General features: G+C 69.9%; 21 protein-coding genes. 10 read left to right on the top strand and 11 right to left on the bottom strand.

Annotated features, from left to right (window positions below; translation table 11 throughout):
* Positions 1–12: 12 nt before the first annotated feature.
* The 4 genes from BLU81_RS37150 to BLU81_RS37140 all read right to left on the bottom strand — a co-directional run bounded on the left by BLU81_RS37150 (position 13) and on the right by BLU81_RS37140 (position 2,510).
* Positions 13–822, bottom strand: a complete 810-nt coding sequence (locus tag BLU81_RS37150; protein WP_092552235.1) for a PH domain-containing protein — start codon at positions 820–822, stop codon at positions 13–15.
* 9 nt (positions 823–831) lie between these two features.
* Positions 832–990 carry a hypothetical protein gene (locus tag BLU81_RS49345; protein WP_172890690.1) on the bottom strand — a complete coding sequence of 53 codons (159 nt, stop codon included), beginning with the start codon at positions 988–990 and terminating at the stop codon, positions 832–834.
* Positions 991–1,120: 130 nt separating this feature from the next.
* Complete coding sequence (locus BLU81_RS37145; protein ID WP_331717491.1) at positions 1,121–1,783, bottom strand: DUF6758 family protein; 663 nt, start codon at positions 1,781–1,783, stop codon at positions 1,121–1,123.
* Between the two features lie 79 nt (positions 1,784–1,862).
* Positions 1,863–2,510 carry a TrmH family RNA methyltransferase gene (locus BLU81_RS37140; RefSeq protein ID WP_092552229.1) on the bottom strand — a complete coding sequence of 216 codons (648 nt, stop codon included), beginning with the start codon at positions 2,508–2,510 and terminating at the stop codon, positions 1,863–1,865.
* A gap of 474 nt (positions 2,511–2,984) precedes the next feature.
* On the opposite strand from BLU81_RS37140, the gene trxA reads away from it, so the two are divergent.
* The 4 genes from trxA (at position 2,985) to BLU81_RS51680 (ending at position 5,839) form a co-directional block, all read left to right on the top strand.
* Positions 2,985–3,398: a thioredoxin gene (gene trxA / locus BLU81_RS37135; RefSeq protein ID WP_172890689.1), complete on the top strand. Its 414-nt coding sequence runs from the start codon at positions 2,985–2,987 to the stop codon at positions 3,396–3,398.
* 123 nt (positions 3,399–3,521) lie between these two features.
* Entirely contained in the window at positions 3,522–4,646 is a 1,125-nt protein-coding gene (locus tag BLU81_RS37130; protein ID WP_231953701.1) for a hypothetical protein, read from the top strand.
* A 49-nt stretch (positions 4,647–4,695) separates the two neighbouring features.
* Positions 4,696–5,103 carry a CoA-binding protein gene (locus tag BLU81_RS37125; RefSeq protein WP_092552226.1) on the top strand — a complete coding sequence of 136 codons (408 nt, stop codon included), beginning with the start codon at positions 4,696–4,698 and terminating at the stop codon, positions 5,101–5,103.
* Positions 5,104–5,179: 76 nt separating this feature from the next.
* Positions 5,180–5,839, top strand: coding sequence for a DUF4190 domain-containing protein (locus tag BLU81_RS51680; RefSeq protein ID WP_092552223.1), 660 nt, complete (start codon positions 5,180–5,182; stop codon positions 5,837–5,839).
* Positions 5,840–5,891: 52 nt separating this feature from the next.
* On the opposite strand, the gene BLU81_RS37115 is transcribed toward BLU81_RS51680, so the two are convergent.
* From BLU81_RS37115 to BLU81_RS37105, 3 genes are all read right to left on the bottom strand, one after another.
* On the bottom strand, positions 5,892–6,701 hold the full coding sequence (locus BLU81_RS37115; protein WP_231954868.1) for an SDR family NAD(P)-dependent oxidoreductase: 810 nt from the start codon (positions 6,699–6,701) through the stop codon (positions 5,892–5,894).
* Positions 6,702–7,028: 327 nt separating this feature from the next.
* Positions 7,029–7,640 (bottom strand): hypothetical protein, encoded by a 612-nt coding sequence (locus tag BLU81_RS37110; RefSeq protein WP_092552219.1) that lies wholly within the window; start codon positions 7,638–7,640, stop codon positions 7,029–7,031.
* A 71-nt stretch (positions 7,641–7,711) separates the two neighbouring features.
* Positions 7,712–8,599, bottom strand: coding sequence for a DMT family transporter (locus tag BLU81_RS37105; RefSeq protein WP_092552217.1), 888 nt, complete (start codon positions 8,597–8,599; stop codon positions 7,712–7,714).
* A gap of 140 nt (positions 8,600–8,739) precedes the next feature.
* Between BLU81_RS37105 and BLU81_RS37100 the strand changes: the two genes are divergently transcribed.
* Together BLU81_RS37100 and BLU81_RS37095 are read left to right on the top strand one after the other, a co-directional pair.
* Positions 8,740–9,438: an HAD family hydrolase gene (locus tag BLU81_RS37100; protein WP_092552215.1), complete on the top strand. Its 699-nt coding sequence runs from the start codon at positions 8,740–8,742 to the stop codon at positions 9,436–9,438.
* A 681-nt stretch (positions 9,439–10,119) separates the two neighbouring features.
* Positions 10,120–10,617: a hypothetical protein gene (locus BLU81_RS37095; protein WP_092552213.1), complete on the top strand. Its 498-nt coding sequence runs from the start codon at positions 10,120–10,122 to the stop codon at positions 10,615–10,617.
* Positions 10,618–11,058: 441 nt separating this feature from the next.
* On the opposite strand, the gene BLU81_RS51060 is transcribed toward BLU81_RS37095, so the two are convergent.
* Entirely contained in the window at positions 11,059–12,090 is a 1,032-nt protein-coding gene (locus BLU81_RS51060; RefSeq protein WP_231953700.1) for a PhzF family phenazine biosynthesis protein, read from the bottom strand.
* A 27-nt stretch (positions 12,091–12,117) separates the two neighbouring features.
* Here BLU81_RS51060 and BLU81_RS37085 point away from each other — a divergent pair, with 27 nt between their 5' ends.
* The 3 genes from BLU81_RS37085 to BLU81_RS37075 are packed head-to-tail and all read left to right on the top strand — an operon-like array spanning position 12,118 to position 15,089.
* A complete protein-coding gene (locus BLU81_RS37085) occupies positions 12,118–13,395 on the top strand; it encodes a magnesium transporter MgtE N-terminal domain-containing protein (protein WP_092552210.1) in 1,278 nt (425 codons plus the stop codon).
* Positions 13,392–13,916: a DUF1003 domain-containing protein gene (locus BLU81_RS37080; protein ID WP_092552208.1), complete on the top strand. Its 525-nt coding sequence runs from the start codon at positions 13,392–13,394 to the stop codon at positions 13,914–13,916. The genes BLU81_RS37085 and BLU81_RS37080 overlap by 4 nt, the downstream gene beginning before the upstream one ends.
* A 21-nt stretch (positions 13,917–13,937) precedes the next feature.
* Positions 13,938–15,089, top strand: a complete 1,152-nt coding sequence (locus BLU81_RS37075) for an Mrp/NBP35 family ATP-binding protein (RefSeq protein WP_092552205.1) — start codon at positions 13,938–13,940, stop codon at positions 15,087–15,089.
* On the opposite strand, the gene BLU81_RS37070 is transcribed toward BLU81_RS37075, so the two are convergent.
* Together BLU81_RS37070 and BLU81_RS37065 are read right to left on the bottom strand one after the other, a co-directional pair.
* A complete protein-coding gene (locus BLU81_RS37070) occupies positions 15,086–15,502 on the bottom strand; it encodes a Sec-independent protein translocase family protein (protein ID WP_092552202.1) in 417 nt (138 codons plus the stop codon). The two genes, BLU81_RS37075 and BLU81_RS37070, sit on opposite strands and share 4 nt — an antisense overlap.
* Positions 15,503–15,572: 70 nt before the next feature.
* Positions 15,573–16,847, bottom strand: a complete 1,275-nt coding sequence (locus BLU81_RS37065) for a S1C family serine protease (RefSeq protein ID WP_092552199.1) — start codon at positions 16,845–16,847, stop codon at positions 15,573–15,575.
* A 159-nt stretch (positions 16,848–17,006) separates the two neighbouring features.
* Here BLU81_RS37065 and BLU81_RS37060 point away from each other — a divergent pair, with 159 nt between their 5' ends.
* On the top strand, positions 17,007–17,711 hold the full coding sequence (locus BLU81_RS37060) for an O-methyltransferase (RefSeq protein ID WP_092552196.1): 705 nt from the start codon (positions 17,007–17,009) through the stop codon (positions 17,709–17,711).
* On the opposite strand, the gene BLU81_RS37055 is transcribed toward BLU81_RS37060, so the two are convergent.
* Positions 17,676–19,085 (bottom strand): leucyl aminopeptidase family protein, encoded by a 1,410-nt coding sequence (locus BLU81_RS37055; RefSeq protein ID WP_092552193.1) that lies wholly within the window; start codon positions 19,083–19,085, stop codon positions 17,676–17,678. The two genes, BLU81_RS37060 and BLU81_RS37055, sit on opposite strands and share 36 nt — an antisense overlap.
* Between the last annotated feature and the right edge of the window lie 15 nt (positions 19,086–19,100).

Genomic DNA, 19,100 nt, shown 5'->3' with positions numbered 1-19,100 from the left:
GGCGTCGACTCCTCAGGCGTCGTCGCCCTCTTCTTCCTTGCCCAGCCGTGCCTCGACCGCCTGCGGCTCGTACATCTCCTCGACCACTCGGAGGTAGAGCTCGTTGGGGTTCGGCAGGTGCTTGACCTCGCGCAACGCCTGATCCTGGCCGGCTGACTCGAGCACGAACGTGCCGTAGCTGAGCATCCGGCCGAGGGCGGACTGCTCGTACTTCATGTCGGTCACCCGGGCGAGCGGCATCATGGCCACCTTTCGGGTGACGATGCCGTTCACCACCATCACGCGCTTGTTGGTGAGGATGAACCGGTCGAAGTACCAGTCGAAGACCTCCCACGCCACCCAGCCGATGACGCCGAGCCAGATCAGCACGGCGACGGTGACTAGGCCGTTGATCTCCTGACGGGTCAGGAAGCCGGCGAGGTAGCCGAGGACCAATGTGGCCCCGGCCCCGATCGCGAGCGGTCTGGAGAGATGGATCCAGTGCCGTTTCCACTCGCCGCGGTACCGTTCGGTGGGGAACAGGTAGCGCGCGACCAGAGTGGTCGGCTCGTCCTCGAGCGGCAGGAACCGGCGTGGGCCGCCCCCGCGATCGAGACCTTCCAACTCCTCGGCGGTGAAGCTCGGCGCCTGGTAGTCGTCCGTGTCGTCGAAGGTGTCGTCGGGTGACCGGCGACGCCGCTGGTACGCCGGGTCGCCTTCGAAGTCGGCGTCCGAGAAATCAGGATCGTCGAAGGCGGGGTCTCTGTACCCATAGCTCTCATCGTCGTCCCGAGGGTGACGTGCACCCTCGCCTCGCGGGTCGCGCGGCGCTCCAGGATCCATGTAGAGATGCTATGCGACGAGGTCGGTGAAGAAGGCGCCGAAGCCCCGTGCAATGTCGGCGATCGTACCGCCGAGTGACTCGAACACCGCCGCGGCGGAGCTCGGGTTGAAGGCGATAAAGAAGATCAAGAATGCAATACCAAGCCAGGTGAGGACCTTCTTGACCATGGGGGCCTTCTCCTCCGGTGCGGGTTACTGTTCAGCGCCGCGGCAACACTGACGGTATCAGCTTCGTCGCTTCGTGTGAACAAAGTGGCCAGAAAGTCGATTGCCTCAACAACTGGTCACGCCTAAGTGTCTAGACGCGACCGTGCAGATAGGGCGACGGCGCTCCGAACACGAGCTCGGACGGCACACCCTCGGACAGGTCGTGCAGGACGACATGTTCCGCGAGAAGATAGCCCGCGCTCGCGGGCCACGCTACCGCATAGAGCCACATTCCCTTCGCCTCACTCACGTACGCACTTCGATCCTCGGGTGATTTGACACACCACAGTGGAGTCGGGTGCCCCGCCGCCTTGATCTTCGCGTGCGGACCGGCGTGTGGACCCCGGTCCGCGAGCGCTTCGGAGAGCAGGTGACCGGGGTCGATCCCGGAGATTCCGGCGAACCGGGTGCCCAGGCCGACGCCCGGCTGCTCGGCGATCAGGACCAGGTCCGCGGGCCCACCGCCGAGCGGCTCGGGGCCACTGCACGCCAGGGCCGTGGCCCGGACCCCGAAACGCTCGTCCCCGGACCAGCCCGCCCCGGTGACCATCCACCCGGAGGGCAGCGGCCAGGGACACCAGAGCGGTATCCGCTCCGCGCTCGACGCCGACTCCCGAAGCACCGCTCCGACTATCTCCGCGCTGATGTGCTCGGCGACGTGGAACGGCGGAACGTCGCCGCAGTTGTCACACCGCCAGGTGCTGTGCATCAGGTCCGGCCTCCGGACCTGAGCAGCGCATCTAGGACAACTCACGGTGACGCTCACACTTCATACCGTGGTGGTCGCGGGGGCCGCCGTCAAGCGAATCAGCCGAAGACGGGCCGATCCGGGCTCACTCCGGCGGTGGTCCGGCGTGCGCCCGGATCCACGCGTGCATGGCGATCCCGCTGGCGACCCCGGCGTTGATCGAGCGGGTCGAGCCGTACTGCGCGATCGAGAAGAGGTCGGTGCAGGCGGCTCGGGCCGGATCGGACAGACCGGGGCCCTCCTGGCCGAAGAGCAGCACACACCGGCGCGGCAGGGTGGTCGTCTCCATCGGGCGGGAACCCGGCAGGTTGTCGATGCCGACGACCGCGAGATCCGCCCCGGCCGCCCACTCCACGAACTCCTCGATGGTGGGGTGGTGGCGCACGTGCTGGTACCGGTCGGTGACCATGGCGCCGCGACGGTTCCAACGGCGGTTGCCGACGACGTGGACCTCGGCGGCGAGGAAGGCGTTGGCGTTGCGGACCACGGTGCCGATGTTGAAGTCGTGCTGCCAGTTCTCGATCGCGACATGGAAGCCGTGCCGGCGGGTGTCCAGATCGGCGACCACGGCCTCCCGGGTCCAGTACCGGTACCGGTCCACCACGTTGCGCCGGTCGCCCTGCTCCAGCAACTCCGGGTCCCAGTGGTCGCCGACCGGCCGGTCGCCCACCCACGGGCCCACGCCGACCTCGATGAATCGATCCTCGCCGGATTGGCCGTCGCCCGCTGTCATGGGGCGTTAGGCTACCGATTCGACCCGGGTCACCCGTCAGGTGATCAAGGGATCGGCAAACTTTCAGGAGACGCAATGAGCGGCGGGGCCCTCCCCGGCACCCGCCGCCCACGCTCTGTTGGAGAAGATTTTGCCTTACCGTCCGTATCCATGTGAAGGACTTTCAAATGTGAGCCAGCTCACATTAAGGTTACTTTACTGTTTCTGACAGCTTGCGGGATCGCTCCCACAGCCACTCCACAGGCAGGGCAAATACCCCAGTTCTAAAGATCTGGTACGGAACCCTCAACCCGATCGTGTCGGCAACCGGACACCGTGCGCCTACTTTCAGTTACGATCAGTTGCCCCTGGTCGTTTAACGGGTCGAACCCACGAGGGTGCCGTACGCCACGTGTCACGGCCCCGGGAACGGGAATGACGAGTGGGTGTCCGGAGTTTCACCCGACGAAAGCGATTCCCGCAGACGGAGGCATCATGGCGACGGTTGCGCTGACAGCAGCGAACTTCGACGAGGTCACCAGCAAGGACGGCGTCGTCCTCGTTGACTTCTGGGCCAGTTGGTGCGGGCCCTGCGTCCGCTTCGCGCCGACCTACGAGCGCTCCTCGGAGAAGCACCCGGAGATCACCTTCGGCAAGGTCGACACCGAGGCAGAGCAGATCCTGGCCGCCAAGTTCGACATCCGCTCGATCCCGACGATCATGGCCGTCCGCGACGGCATCGTGGTCTTCTCCCAGCCCGGCGCGCTTCCCGAGTCGGCCCTGGAGAGCCTGATCGAGAAGGTCGAGCAGCTCAACATGGACGAGGTGCGCGAGCAGATCGCCGCACAGTCCCAGCCCGCGCCGTCCAAGGCTCCGGCCGCGGACGAGCCGGCCACCGCGCGAGGCTGACCCGCGACAACGACAAGCCCGTGGACCGGTTCGGTCCGCGGGCTTTTTCGTGCCCGGATTCGTCGTACGCTCGTTCGAGAAAGGTCATGGACACGCCATAGAACGTGTGTTCGAATATTTGCCATGCGATGGTCCAACCTGCCGCCCCGGCCCGATCGCGGCTGTTCCCCCGCGGGCGCCTACTGCCTGGCCGGTGACACGCCGATCCTGCTCGCCGACGGCTCCACCCGGCCACTGGCCCAGATCCGCCCCGGCGACGCCGTGATGGGCACGATGGGCGCCGGGGCCCACCGCCGCTATGTGCCGACCACGGTCCTCGACCACGGGGCGTCGAGCGGACCCTGTTTCCGGGTCACACTTGCCGACGGCACCCGCCTGGTCTCCAGCGGCGACCACCGGTTCCTGACCGACCGCGGCTGGCGGCACGTCAGCCCAGCCGAGCCGCACCTGCCCGCGCTCGCGGTCGGCGACCTGATGTTCGGGGTCGGCCGGTTCGCCGAGCCGCCCAAGGAGTCACCCGACTATCAGGCCGGTTTCGTCTGCGGCCTGGTCCGCGGGGACGCGGCCGGTGGCGGCGCCGTCGAGGGCGACGCCTGGATCCGGGCCGACGGCTATCTCGACGACGTCTCCCTCACCGAAGCGGTCCGGTGGCCCCAGGCGCCGACCGGTGACTGGTTCCGGGGCTTCCTAGCCGGGGCCTTCGGAGCGGTGGGCCGCACCGACCGGCTGGCCGTCCTCTTCGAGTGCGGCGACCCGGCCTTCCTGCACCGGATCGCCGAGGCGCTGGCCCATCTCGGCCTGGTCGCCCGCGGTCCGGGCCTGGTCCGCCCCGATGCCGTCGGCCGGGTGGAGACCGAGCGCCACCTCGACGCCGCCCTGCGGTTCCGGCACCTGACCGGGGCCGCCCTGCCGCCGCTCGACGCCTCCGGGGCCGGGGTTCGCCGGGAGCGGCGGCTCACCGTCGTCGACATCGAGGACCTCGGTCTCACCCTCCCGCTCTACGACATCGCGACCGGCACCGGCGACTTCATCGCCGACGGCCTCGTCAGCCACCCCGGTCTCGTCCGCAACGTCCACACCTCGCCGGACCTCGATTCCGGCCACGACGTCGACACCCGGATCGTGGTCAAGGTCAACGCGGGTGAGCCGATCCGCCGTGAGCCGCCGAGCCCGGGCCCGCGCCGCCTACAGCGGCCGCGGCCCGCTGGTCGGCCGAGGGCACCCCGGCTTCCCGGGCCGATCAGTTGACGCCGCTCTGACGATCCGTTCGGCGCCCTCGGATGGATAGAGTCGGAAGATGAGGAGCCCTCAACAGATCCTGGCGGCGGCGAAGGTCATCGCGGTGGTCGGCGCTTCCCGGGACCCCTTCAAACCGGCACACACCGTGCCGTTGCAGATGCTCCGGCACGGCTGGCGGATCATCCCGGTCAACCCGTTCGTGACCGAGGTCTTCGGTGTCCCGGCGATCGCCTCGCTGGCCGACCTCGACGAGCCGGTCGATCTGGTGAACGTGTTCCGCCCGGCCCGCGACGCCGTCGAGGTGGTGCGGCAGGCGGTGGCCGTCAAGGCTCCTGCGGTGTGGCTGCAGAGCGGCATCGTCTCGGCCGAGGCGCGGCAGATCGCCGAGGAGGCCGGCATCGACTACGTCGAGGACCGCTGCCTGGCTGTCGAGCGCGCTGTCGGCCGCATCACTCCAGCGGCCTGACGAGCGGGTGAGAGTTGGCAGGACCGGCGAAGATGGGAGCCTGCTGTACGGTGCGAGGACTTCTAGGAGGACGTTGATGAGCTATCCCCCGCCGCCGCCGGCTGACGGCGCGCAGGACCCTTACCAGTCGCCGCCACCACCGCCGCCCGCGGACCCGACGCTGCAGTACCCGCCGCCCTACACCCCGCCGGTCAGCCCTGCCCCGACGAGCGGCCCGGGCTATGGCCCGCCGACCAGTGGCCCCGGTTACGGCCCGCCGGCATCCGACTCGGGTTACCCGCCGCCCGGTTACGGCCAGCCGACAAGTGGTGCCGGTTACCCGCCGCCGCCCGGCACCCCGGGATACGGCCAGCCGACCAGTGGCGGCGGTTACGGCCCGCAGCCCGGCTACCCGCCGCCGCCCGGTTACGGCCCGCCGGTGGGCGACAAGAACCCGTTCGGTGGCCCGGCCCAGTTCGGCCAGCCCGCCTATGGTTCGCCGTACGGCCCCCAGATCATGCCGACGAACACCATGGCGATCCTGGCGCTCGTCTTCGCGTTCATCTTCGCGCCGGTCGCGATCGTTCTCGGCCACATCGCCAAGAAGCAAATCGCGCAGTCCGGTGAACAGGGCAGTGGCCTGGCCACGGCGGGCTTGATCCTGGGTTACATCTTCACCGGCATCATGGTGGCCTACTGCGCCGTCGTCATCGCGGCGATCGCATTCAGCGCCAACTCGGGTGTCAGCACGTACTGAGGGACCAAGGTCATGCCGGCCGACGGGGGTGCCGGCCGGCACGACGAAATCATCAGCGGAACTGCGCCTCACGGACACTGTTGCCACCGTCGACCACCAGCATCTGGCCGGTGATGTAGGACGCCGCCGGCGAGCAGAGGAATGCCACGGCTGCGGCGACCTCATCCGGTGTTCCGGGGCGGCCGATCGGCGTACCCAAGCCCTGTTTGATCTCGGTGACGGTCGAAGCGGCGGTGTAGATCGTCCCCGGGGCCACGCAGTTGACGTTGATCCCGTCGGCGACCAGCTCCATCGCGAGCGCCCGGGTGAGACCCACCACGCCCGCCTTGGCCGCCGCGTAGGCCGCCTCGGTGGGCAGCGCGTTCACCGGCCCGGCGGTGGCGGACAGGTTCACGATCCGGCCCCAGCCCCGCTCCGACATGCTGCCGCAGAACGCTCGGCTGCACAGGAACGCGGTGCTCAGGTTCCGGTCGATCTCCGCCTTCCACTCGTCATAGGTGAGCTGGGCCACCGGGCGCAACACCTCGGGGCTGGCCCGGCTCGCCAGACCGGCGTTGTTGACCAGCACCTCCACGTCACCGAGCTGGTCGGTGATCGCGTCAGCGAGGGCGCCGACCTCGGACTCATCGGTGAGGTCGGCCACGAAGCCGGTCACACCCAGCTCGGAGGCGCGCTCGTGGATGCGGCGGGTGGTGGACACGATGGCCACCCGGGCGCCGAGATCACGCAGGCGCCGGGCGATCGCGTAACCGATGCCGTCGGGGCTGCCGGCCCCGGTGACCAGGGCGACCTTCCCGTCCAGGCGGAGCGTCACCGGGCCGCCTGAGGCCGCTTCGATCTCCGCCTCGACAAGCTCCTGCATGTCGGTGGCCGGCGAATCCAGGTCGGTAGCCGGCGGATCAAGGTCGGCGGCCAGCGGATCAAGGTCGGCGGCAGCGCCGGAGTCGGCCGGGTTATCGGGGGCGCCGGAGCGCGGTGGTCGACCGGCGGCGGGGCGGGTGGTGTCGCGCCGGGACGGACTGCCCCCGGTGGAACGGGCGTCGAAGACCATGCGGCGATCCTGCCTGCTCGGGAAGGCCGGGGCAAACATCGTGTCACTGTGGCGTATCAGTCATCTGCCCCCGGAACGTAGCCGGCGGGCCTGCGATGACGGGTTTCCGACAGGCCAAAAGACCTGGTGGACGGCGTTCTAGGGAGTCAGCGGGCGGACCGGGCCCTCCGCGACGAAGATGAGCGGCGCGTGCTCACCGTAACGGGCCAGCAGCTCCTGCCGGGTCCGCTCGAGATCACTGGTGCCGACCGCCACCCCCGAGCCGTCGTGCCGGCCGCCCACCGTGGTGATCCGCAAGCCCTGAGCCGTCCAGTAAGGCAGGTCGGCCACCACCCGGTCGTGCCAGACGGTTAGCTCGGACACCGGATGGGCGGCGTCCCGCACCACCACACACGCGTCGTCGGCGCTCGCCCGGATGAAGTCGTCGAAGTCGCCGGAGGGAACCCGGTAGACGACCGCCTGCACCTTGGCCTGATCGACCTCGAGACCCGCGAAACTGTCGGCGAACCGCTCCCGCCCGCCCCGGTCGATCCGCTCCATCGCGGCGGCCAGCCTCGACGGTGTGGTCGGCATCCGTCGGCCGCCGGCCGTCATGAACTGCGCGGGGCGGCTGAACTCGCAGCCGACCGTGCGCCAGCCACCGGTAGGCCCGGTCTGGTCGGCCGGGACACCCTCGCCCTCGCCGCACGCCGGGGCGGTCATGACGAGCGCTCCGGCGAGGAGGAGCCGGACCACTCGATCGCGATGCATCGCATCCCCCTTCAATACCCCGGTAAGCCCGCCAGACCAAACAACGGCATCACCGGGGCGTCAGGGTGCGATCAGCGCCGAATTACCTTGAAAGAGGCCTGATGGAGGATCACCACGGCGACTCCGGCGAGCAGCAGGACCAGACCGGGTAACGTGCTCGCCCGTGGCACCTGATCAAGCCACCACCAGGCGATCAGTGCGGCGCCCGGCACCTCCAACAGGATCAGCACGCTGACCGTGGTCGCCGAGGTGTGCTGGAGGGCGTAATTGAACATCGAGTGCCCGAGCAGCTGGGCGCCGACCACGATCGCCAGGATCGCCGCCCAGGTGTGACCGTCGTAGCCGCCCAGGTTCACCCCGAAGATCAGGCAGACCGCCAGCAACACCACCGCGCACGTGCCGTAACAGATCCAGGTGTAGACGGTGGTGCTCAGCTCGGTCCGGGCCCGTTCGCCGAGCGCGGTGTAGACGGCCGCGAAGATCCCGCCGAGCAGTGCCAGCACGTCAGCGAGGACAGCCTGGCGGGAGACGCCGAGGTCCGCGCCGGTGGCCCAGGCAGCGCCGGCCACCGCCAGCCCGATGCCCACCCAGCCGGCCGCCGACGGGCGCCGGCCCTGCGCTGCCGCGATCAGTCCCTGCCACACCGGCTGCGTGGCGACCAGCGCGGTCGCGGTGGCCACCGAGCCGAGTTGCACGCTCGGCATCCAGGTGGCGAAATGTGCGGCCAGCGCCAGACCGGCCAGCACCGAGAAGACACCGGCTCCGCTGCGGACCGCCCGGCGCACCTCGGTCCGCCGGGGCCCGATCGCGAACGGGGTGAGGGCCGCCGACGCTATCGCGTTACGCCAGAAAGCAATGGCCAGAGCCGGTGCGGCCGCGAAAGCGATCAGTGGCCCCGAGGAGCTGACCGCCAGAACCGCGACGACCAACGCGGCGACGGTAGGTGCTGGTGAGCGCATATTCATCCCCGGCCGTCGCTTCTTGCGCAGTCGTACACCACAGTTTGCGACCCTCTATTGGCGGACAGTGACGGAGTCGATACAGTCACCGACGGCTCACTGTCCGTTTCCATCCCTCGATGCCTCGGAAGCCGAATTTCATGTCTTCGTACCGCGCGGTCGTGTTTGATTTCTTCGGCACTTTGACCCGGTCTGTCCAGCGTGGTCCACAACACGCCGCCATCGCCCGCTCCCTCGGCGCCGACCCGGACGCCGTCGTCGGCGTCCTGAACCGCACCTTCCGGGCCCGGGCCTGTGGCAGTTACGGCTCCGCCGAAGCCACCCTCCGCTGGGTCATCGAACAGGCCGGCGGCCGCCCACACCCCGGAGCCATCCGTGCTGCCATGCCGGCCCGCGTCGACGCCCTCCGAGCCGACACCCAACTCCGACCGGAAGCGATCAGCGCCCTCACCGCCATCCGAAGCCGCGGCGTGCGCACCGCCGTCATCAGCGACTGCACGCACGAACTCCCCGCCTTCCTGCCCAGTCTCCCCGTGGCCCCACTGCTGGACGCCCAGATCTTCTCGGTCGAACTGGGCGTATGCAAACCCGACCCGGAGATCTACCTGGCCGCCTGCGACCGCCTCGGGGTAGCCCCCACCGACTGCCTCTACGTCGGCGACGGCGGCAGCCACGAACTCACCGGCGCCGCGGCCGTCGGCATGACCCCGGTCCGCTTGACCGCTCCCGATCTCGCCAACCACCTGGTCTTCGACGCCGACACCAACTTCGCGGGCCGCACCGTCCGCTCCCTGACCGACGTCCTGACCCTCCTCGACCCGGTCCCCGCCCTGGTCTGACCCCGCCCTCGCGCCTCCCGGCCCTGGCCTGAACCCCGACCCCCACCCCGCGTCCCGGACCTGGCCGAAACCTCGACCCCGCTCCGCTCCCGTTCCCGGCGGCCACCCGCCACTCCCACAATTCGCGGCTACCGCCCCACTTCCCGCGTTTCGCGCACCATTTCCGGTGGGCGATCGCACCGCGTGCGCACCCCACACCGTTCCCAGCGAGCACCCCCATTTCCTGCATGCCGCTTTCAGCGGAAGCCATGACCTCCCGAATTTCTCACCGTTCGCGGCGCCCTTTCCCGACACCCTTTTCTGGTACGCCCGAGGGTCCGAACAACCGCAATCACCAGTCCCGGACTACGCCGCGAGGCAACCGCCGGGCCAAGGTCACCCCGCGACCGCCGGGCGGAGAGCGCGGGCCAGAGAGCCGCGACACGGAAAGTGGCATCCGGGCGCTCGGCTCGTCGGTCGGGGCCGGCGTCGTGACGGTCGTTGGCCCGGCTTCTGCCTCCGGGGCCCGCTTCCTGCTTCCCGCTTCCTGCTTCCCGCTTGCGGCTTGCGGCTTGCGGCTTGCGGCTTGCGGCTTGCGGCGCCCGGCGCCCGGCGCCCGGCGCCCGGCGGAGAGTGAACCTGGGCCGCCCCGAGCGCAGGCGGAATCGGTGTGGGAAGGCTGGGACGTGGGAGGATGGCGCGGTGAGTTCTGGGGTGCTGGAAGAGGCGATCAAGAAGGCGGCCATCGCCTGGATCTCCGTGGCTGACGGGCCGGCCTACGCGCTCTGGTGCATGCCGGTGGAGACGTCGCTGGCGGTGGTGAGCGGGCCCGGGGAACAGTTCGCTCCAGGGCTGGCCGACGCCCAGCAGGTCACGGTCCGGCTGCGCGGCGACCACGGTGGGCTGATCGTGCTGGCCGAGGCGACGGTCACCCGCTTGGTGCCCGGTTCCGACGAGTGGGACCAGATCGCCCCGCAGCTGGCCGGCAAACGACTCAACTCCTCCGGCAGCGTCGAAGAGGTGGTGAACCGCTGGGCCACCGACGGCTGCGCTCTGGTCCGCCTGACCCCGGCCGCGGAGACCGCCGTCGGAACCTCCGACGTCCCGGCCGAGTCCCACGCCGCCCCGCCCCGGGAAACCCCGGCCCGCGTCGAGACCCGCCGCCCCTTCCGCCTCCACCACGTCCGCAAGTCCGGCTGACCACAAGGCCCCCTAACGCCACCGCCAGCGAACTCACGTCCCTGACCCGCTGGCGCTCTCCTGCATCCGTTCCTCCGGCACGACGTGGGGAGGACTGGCAGGCATACGGGGGCACGGATGACCATCGGCACCCTGGTCGCGTTCACCGGTCTGCAGGCGGGCCGGTTCCATCCGCTGATGAGCCTGCTCGACGGTGTGGCCCGGGTGGGCGAATCGGCGCGGACTGCGTAGCGCTCAGCGGGCCCGGCCAGAGAGCGACGTTCCGACGCGGAATTCGGCGATCTGACGCGAGGAGCGACAACCCGACGCGGAGTTCGGCGGGCCCATCCCGGAACCCGACAACCCGGCGCAGGGTTCAGCGGGCCGATCCCGGAACCGACGCCCCGGCGTAGCGGTCGGCGGGCCTGACACGGAAAAGCGGCGGTCCGCTGCGGAAGCGGGTCAGCCGATGAAAGGGGGGACGGTGATGCGACCTTCGGCTACCGGCCAGACCTGGCCGGTGACGGTGGCCGAGACGGCCTTTCCGGCGGCTGCGGTCACCGTGCAGTTGAGGCGGGACGGGCGTTTCATCGCTACGCCCTGGTGGATTCGGTAGGACGAGGTGCCGTCCGCCGGGAGCCAGCCCGCGGAGACCAGCCAGACGCCCAAGCCCAGGGCGGCCGAACCGGTCGCCGGGTCTTCGGGGACGGAACCTCCGGCGATGAAGACGCGAGCGTGGGCCTCTCCGTCCGCAGCGGTGAAGCGGGTGGGCTTCCCGAGGCTGGCGTGGCCGACGGGAGACCCGAGATCGGCGGATGAGACGGGAACAGGGGCAGCACCGGGGGAACCAGAGGCCGGGGAAGCGGCGGGAGAACCGGGGAGCGGGAAGGCTGCTGGGGTGGGTGGGGACCAGGTGAAGATGCTGATGTCGGTCAGGTTCAGGGCGGCCATGGCTCGCTGGTCGATCTGGATTCTGGGCAGGGCTTCCGGCCGTACCGGCAAATAGGTCCAGGCCAAGCCGCAGCTCGCCGTGCGAGGGACGGCTGCCTCGTCGCCCGCATAGTCGGCGGCTGTCAGGCCGGTGGCGGCCAGCAACGGGGTGGGGTCCATCGGGGCGCCCAGGGTCGGGGACGCGCCGGTCAGCGTCGCGGTGCCGGAGGCCGTGACGGTGACCGGGAGCAGGCCCGCGCCGCATTCCTGGATCACGTCACCAGCGGTGAAGGCGCCTCGGCGCATGGCGGTGACGGCCGCGCCGACGCTGGGGTGGCCGGCGAACGGGAGTTCGGTCTCCGGTGTGAAGATCCGCACTCGGTAGGTGGCCCGGCTCGTGGTGACGGGGAGCAGGAAGACCGTCTCGGACAGGTTGAATTCGCGGGCCAGTGCCTGCATCTGGCTGGTGGCCAGGTCTTCGGCACCGAACACGACCGCGAGTGGATTGCCGGCGAACGGCCGATCCGTGAACACGTCGACGATCTCGTACGCCACGGTGGACATGTCCGGACCCTAACCTAGTCTGGGGTCGTGACCATGGGGACGAGGGTTTATCTGGCTCGCCTCGCCGGTCTGCCGGTTTTCGACCCGGTCGGCGACCGTGTCGGGCGGGTGCGGGACGCAGTGGTGCGGCTGCGCACCACGAACCGGCCGCCGCAGATCGTCGGGCTGGTCGGTGAGATGGCTCTGCGACGCCGGATTTTTCTGCCGATCGGGCGCGTGACCAGTATGGATGCGGAGTCCGTGGTGCTCGGGACCGGTTCGTTGAACCTGCGCCGGTTCGAGAAACGGCCGAACGAGCTGCTGGTGCTGGAGGATCTGCTGGACCGGCGGGTGACGGTGGCGCCGGAGCAGGGGGACGGCGCGGAGCATGTGGCGACCGTGCTGGACATCGGTATGGAGCTGAACCGGAACACCGAGTGGATCATTACGCGGGTGGCGGTCCGGGAGCACACCGGCCGGCTGGCCCGCCGGGGACACGTTTATCAGGCGGAGTACAACCGGGTTCGGGACCTGGTCGGCCCGACCGACGCGCAGGGCACCGCGAACATGATCGCGCTGCTCGACCAGATGCGCCCGGCCGACGTGGCGAACGCGCTTCAGGACATGCCGGACGGCCGCCGTAACGAGGTGGCCGCGGCCATGGACAACCGGCGGCTGGCCGACGTGCTGGAGGAGCTTCCCGAGCACGACCAGGTGGAGATCCTGATCGCGCTGGAGCGGGAGCGGGCCGCCGACGTGCTGGAGCGGATGGATCCGGACGATGCCGCCGACCTGCTGGCCGAGTTGCCGCAGAGCGAGCAGGCGGTACTGCTGGACCTGATGGAACCGGAGGAGGCGGCGCCGGTGCGGCAGCTGATGAGCTACCGGCCGGGGACCGCGGGCAGTGTGATGACCTCGGAACCGGTGATCCTCACCCCGGACGCCACAGTCGCGGAGGCGTTGGCCCGGATCCGGAACCCGGAGCTGTCGTCGGTGGTCGCCGCTCAGGTGTTCGTGGCGCGGGCGCCGAGTGCCACCCCGACCGGCAGGTACCTGGGCATGGTGCATTTTCAGCGGCTGCTGCGGGAACCTCCGGCCTCGATCGTGGGTGGCCTGGTGGACAGCGGCATCGATCCGTTGCGGACCGAGACGGGGCTGCCGGAGATCACTCGGCGGATGGCGACGTACGACCTGGTGGCGATGCCGGTGGTGGATTCGACGAACCGGCTGCTGGGTGCGGTGACGGTGGACGACGTGCTGGACCATTCGCTGCCGCGGGACTGGCGTGACCGGGACGCGCACGGCGACGAGCAGGTCCCCTCGTGACCGACAGCCGGCGGGATCGGCTGGATCAGCCGCGTGATCCCGGCCGGGTGAAGCTGCCGAAGTTCGACCCGGAGGCGTTCGGCCGCTGGTCGGAGGGGATCGCCAGGTACATGGGCACGGCGAAGTTCATCGTCTACATGACGGTGGTGATCGCCGCCTGGTTCCTGTGGAACAGCATCGCGCCGACGGACATGCAGTTCGACCCGTACCCGTTCATGTTCCTGACCCTGGCCCTGTCGTTGCAGGCGTCGTACGCCGCGCCGTTGATCCTGCTGGCGCAGAACCGGCAGGCGGACCGGGACCGCCTGATCATGGAGGAGGACCGGCGCCGGGCGGCGATGCAGAAGGCGGACACCGAGTTCCTGGCTCGTGAGATCGCCGCGTTGCGGATCGCCCTGGGCGAGGTCGCGACCAGGGATTTCCTGCGCTCCGAACTGTCGCGTCTGGCCGATGAGCTGGACGAGGCCGCCCACCGGCGGGAGAAGCGGCTGCGTATGGAGCGGGACGAAGAGCACACCTGACGCCGACGTAGCATGGGCTGCATGTCCGCTCCTGTTTCCACGCTCGAGGACGCCATCCAGGCCGCTCTGGCGACCGTGGACGACCCCGAGATCCGCCGCCCGATCACCGACCTCGGCATGGTCTCGGGCTTCACCGTGAGCAGCGACCTGGTCAAGGTCGATCTGCTGCTCACCGTCGCCGGCTGTCCGCTGCGGGACAAGCTGACCAACGACATCACCGCCGCCCTGACGAAACTCCCCGGCATCGACCGCGTCGAGATCAACTTCGGGGTGATGAACGACGACCAGCGCAAGGCGCTGCAGACCACCCTGCGCGGTGGTGGCGATTCCGCCGAGCCGGTCATCCCGTTCGCCCAGCCCGGCTCCCGGACCAGGGTGTACGCGGTGGCCAGCGGCAAGGGTGGCGTCGGCAAGTCGAGTGTCACGGTGAACCTGGCCGCGGCGCTCGCCAAGCGGGGCCTGTCGGTCGGTGTGGTCGACGCGGACATCTACGGCCATTCGGTGCCGCGGATGCTCGGTGTCGAGGGCCGGCCCACCCGCGTCGAGGAAATGATCATGCCGCCGCAGGCGCACGGCGTGAAGGTGATCTCGATCGGCATGTTCACCGCCGGGAACGCCGCGGTGGTCTGGCGTGGCCCGATGCTGCACCGCGCGCTGCAGCAGTTCCTGGCCGACGTCTACTGGGGCGACCTGGACGTGCTGCTGCTCGACCTGCCGCCAGGCACCGGTGACGTGGCCATCTCGCTGGCCCAGCTGCTGCCGAACGCGGAGATCCTGGTCGTCACCACCCCGCAGATGGCCGCCGCCGAGGTGGCCGAGCGGGCCGGCGCGATCGCCCTGCAGACCCATCAGCGTCTGGTCGGCGTGGTGGAGAACATGTCGTGGCTGGAACTGCCGGACGGCTCCCGGATGGAGGTCTTCGGCGCCGGCGGCGGTCAGACGGTGGCCGACTCGCTCTCCACGACCATCGGCGCCCGGGTGCCGTTGCTGGGTCAGATCCCGCTGGACACCCGGGTGCGGGAGGCCGGCGACAGTGGCACCCCGATCGTGCTGGCCGAGCCGGAGTCCCCGGCGGCGATCGCGCTGGACGCGGTGGCCGACAAGCTCGCGGTCCGCCGGGAGTCCCTGGTCGGCAAGCCGCTGGGCCTGCTGGTCAACGCCCGGAAACCCTAGGTCGCGTCCAGATCGAAACGCTGCGCCGGCCGGGAGACCTCAGGGGTCTTCTCGGCCGGCGTGCTGCTTTTGCGGATGTCGACAGCCTCAGCCACGTCGTTCAGCTCGGACTTGACCCCGTTGAGGTCTGATTTCACGTCGTCGAAGAGGGTCTGGATCGGCTTGCGGAGCGCCTGCTCGTCCTCTTCGCTGAGCAGGTGCTTGCGGATGAACGCCTTCGGATGCAGGTCTTCGAGCTGAATATCGGTGCCGAGCTCACGGCTCAGGTCGGCGGTCGCGCCCTGGGCCATGGTGCGCAGGCCGCGCAGCATGCGCAGGCCGTCACCGATCACCTTGGGAAGTTTCTCCCCGAAGATCAGCAGCGCCAGCATGAGCAGCGCGCCGATCTCCCACCAGTTCAGATTCTCGAACACGTCCGGCCTCCCAGCCTTTCCCGCGGCAAGACTACGCACGCATGCTGTGCGAGCACAGCCCGCCCGCTGTTCAGTTGGTGTCAGCCGCGAGCGTCACCGAGGCGGAGGCGGTCTTGGTGCCGCGGCGGTACTCCACCGCCACCACCGAGCCCGGGGCGTGTTTACGGACCAGAGCGATCAGGTCCGTGCCGTCCTCCAGCGGGTGCCCGTCCAGCCTGGTGATCACGTCGCCGGAGCGCAGGCCCGCGGTGGCGGCCGGACCGGCTGACTCGACTTTGCGCAGCCGAGCACCACCGGCGGTCTCCCCGGTCATCACCTCGGCGCCGATCACCGTCCGCCGGGCCTTACCGGTGTCGATGATGTCCTCGGCGACCCGCTTGGCCTGGTTGATCGGGATGGCGAAGGCGAGACCGATGTTGCCGGCCTCGGTGTCGCTGCTGCCGACCGAGCGGATCACCGAGTTGACCCCGATGACCTGGCCGCTCGCGGTGACCAGTGGACCTCCGGAGTTGCCCTGGTTGACCGCGGCGTCGGTCTGGATGGCCGCGTAGTACCGGGTGGTGCCGCCGTCCTCGCCGGCCTGGATGGTCCGGTCGACGGCGCTGACGATGCCGTAGGTCACCGTATTGACCAGCGCGAGCGGTGAACCGAAAGCGAGCACCGAGTCACCGACCGCGATCTCGTCCGAGTTGCCGAGCGAAACCGGGGTGAGCCCGTCCTTTGCGACTTTGATCACTGCGACATCGGACTCCGGATCGCGCCCGACGAGCTTCGCGCTGGCCGTCGAGCCGTCCGAGAACGACACCGACATGCTGTCGTCGGCACCTTCCACCACGTGGTCGTTGGTGATCACGTAGCCGTCGGTGGAGACCACGAACCCGGAGCCGATCGCTCCGCTGACCCGGACCGTGACGACACTCGGCAGCACCCGCTCGGCCACGCCGGCGAGCGAGTCGGGGTCACGCTGGGTGCTCTCCGGAACGTTCTGCCCGGATGCTCCGAGCTGGGTGCCGCCGCCCTCGACATAGCCGCCGCGGACCGCAAAGACGAACCCCAGCGTGCCGCCGACAGCGCCCGCGAGCAGGGCTGTGACCAGGGAAATCATCAAAACCGGGAAGAGCCCGCGTCGGGGCTGGTCCGGGTTGGGCGCCGCGTCCAGCGGGGGACCCTCGGGAGGCGGTGGAGGCTGGAGGACGACAGCGGACGCAGCGTACGGATCACGCCATGGATCGGAAGGCCCACCCGACCACCACGGGGACTCCGGCTGCTGCCCGTAGGACGGCTGCTGGGGCTCACCAGAGGCATGGGGGGCCGGTGGCCGGCGCCAGTTCCAGCCGTCGGTCACGTCGGTGCCTCCATCTCGCTCGCCCGGCTCCGCGCATCCAGGATGACACGGATTCACCGGTTCACACCTTGCCACGGGTCCGCTCCCGTGCCGAACGGACTGTTTATGCATCGACGGCCCGGTGCATCACCGGAGAACATCGCTCTACTCTCTTATCCGATGTGCGTGGTTTCCGCCGCGAGGCATCAACCCAGCCGTACGGAGGTCGTCATCATCGGTCCTGCTCGTTCATTCGGTCAGCCGGCGACTCACTCAATACCGTTCGCCGAGACCTACGCCACCGAGGACCCGGTCCTGCAGACCGCGCGTGCCCTGGCGCACGAGCTCGGCCTGCCCTGTGTCTCGCCCGGGGCCGGCTCCGTGCTGCGCCTGCTGGCCGCCGCGGGCAGTGCCAAAGCCGTCGTCGAGATCGGCACCGGCACCGGCGTGAGCGGCATCTGGCTGCTCGGCGGGATGCGCCCGGACGGGGTCCTCACCACCATCGACGTCGAACGCGAGCACCAGCGGATCGCCCGGCGGATCTTCCAGGAGGCCGGATACGCGTCCGGCCGCACCCGGATCATCAGCGGCCGGGCCCTGGACGTGCTCCCCCGGCTCTCTGACGGCGCCTACGACCTGATCTTCGTGGACGCCGACACCACCGAGTTCGCCGCCTGCACCGAGGCCGCTCTGCGCCTGCTCCGGACCGGCGGGGTGCTGATCGTCAACGGCGCGCACGCGGGCGGCCGGATCACTGACCCGTCCGCCCGGGACATGGACACCCTCACCGTCCGGGCGACGGTGACGGCGATCCGCGAGTCCGAGGAGTGGATCCCCGCGGTGATCTCGTCAGGTGCCGGCCTGCTGACCGCTGTCAAGCGCTGACAGGTACCGGAGCAGCGTCCGGGCACCCCAGCCGGTGGCGCCCTTGGTCAGTTCCCGGTCGTCCGCCTCGGCCCAGCTCGGGGCGGACATGTCGAAGTGCGCCCAGCGGGTGTCGCCGAAGAAGTCGCGCAGGAACAGCGCGGCCATCACCACCCCCGGGCCGGGTGAGGCGTTGACCCGGTCCGCGATGTCGCTGCGCATCAGCTCGACGTAGTCGTCGGAGAGCGGCAACCGCCAGATCTGCTCCCCGGCCGCCGCGCCGGCCTCGGCCAGGGCCGTGGCGAGCTCGTCGTCGGGGCTCAGCAGGGCGGCGGTGCGCTTGCCCAGGGCCACCGCGTTCGCCCCGGTCAGGGTGGCCACGGTGATCGTCAGGTCCGGGTGCAGCCGGTCCGCCGAGTAGGCGAGCGCATCGGCCAGGACCAGCCGGCCCTCCGCGTCGGAGTTCGTGTTCTCACTGGTCGAGCCGTCGTAGTGGGTGATCACGTCGCCGGGGCGGAAAGCGGCTGCCCCGATCGCGTTCTCGGCGAGAGGCAGCAGCGCGGTCACCCGTACCGGAAGGTTCAGGTCGGCGGCGCCCAGCGTCGCGGCGGTGACCGCGGCCGCACCGCCCATGTCCTTCTTCATCAGCTTCATGCCGTCACGCGGCTTGATCGAGATGCCGCCGGTGTCGAAGGTGATGCCCTTGCCGACCAGGACCACGTGGGTGGTCGCACCGGCTGGCTGCCAGGAGATCTCGACGAAGCGGGGCGGTGACACCGAGCCGCCGCCGACGGCCCGCAGGCCTCCGAAACGGTCCAGCTCGGCACCGGCGCGCACGGTCACGGTCAGGCCCGGACGGCTCTGCGCCTCGGCGACGACCTGGGCGGCGAACCACTCCGGGTTCTTCAGCGAGGACGGCGTGTTGGTCAGGTCCCGGGCCAGCCACACCGCACGGGCGGTGATCCGGGCCAGGGTGAGGCTTTCGGCGTACCGCCTCGGCTCTTCGGTCTGCAGGCGCACCTCGCCGGACCGGACCGGCTTCGCTCCGTCGCGATAGCGGTAACCGCCCAGCCACAGGCCCTCGGCCAGAGCGCGCAGCGCGGCCGGGTCCAGACCCGCCGGCACCAGCACCTGGAGCACTTCGCCGTCGGCGGCCTCACGGACAGCGGCGGCACCGGCGGCCCGCCAGCCGGTCTCGTCACCGGCACCGGTGCCGGTCAGCAGCACCCGGGACGGCTGTCGCAGCGGCCGCGGCAGCACCGTGATCCGGCCCGCTTCGGCGTCCGGCGCCAGCGCGGTGGCCTCGGCACCGACCTCGCCGGGGACGGTGGAACCGACCGGGACGATCCAGGTGGAGGTCTCGTCGGGAACGTCGGTCAATCGGATGTCGAACACGGGAGGATGACCTTT

The organism is Actinoplanes derwentensis, assembly GCF_900104725.1.
In the GTDB taxonomy this organism is placed as follows: Bacteria; Actinomycetota; Actinomycetes; order Mycobacteriales; family Micromonosporaceae; genus Actinoplanes; species Actinoplanes derwentensis.
This window is presented reverse-complemented; position numbering and strand designations above follow the sequence as displayed.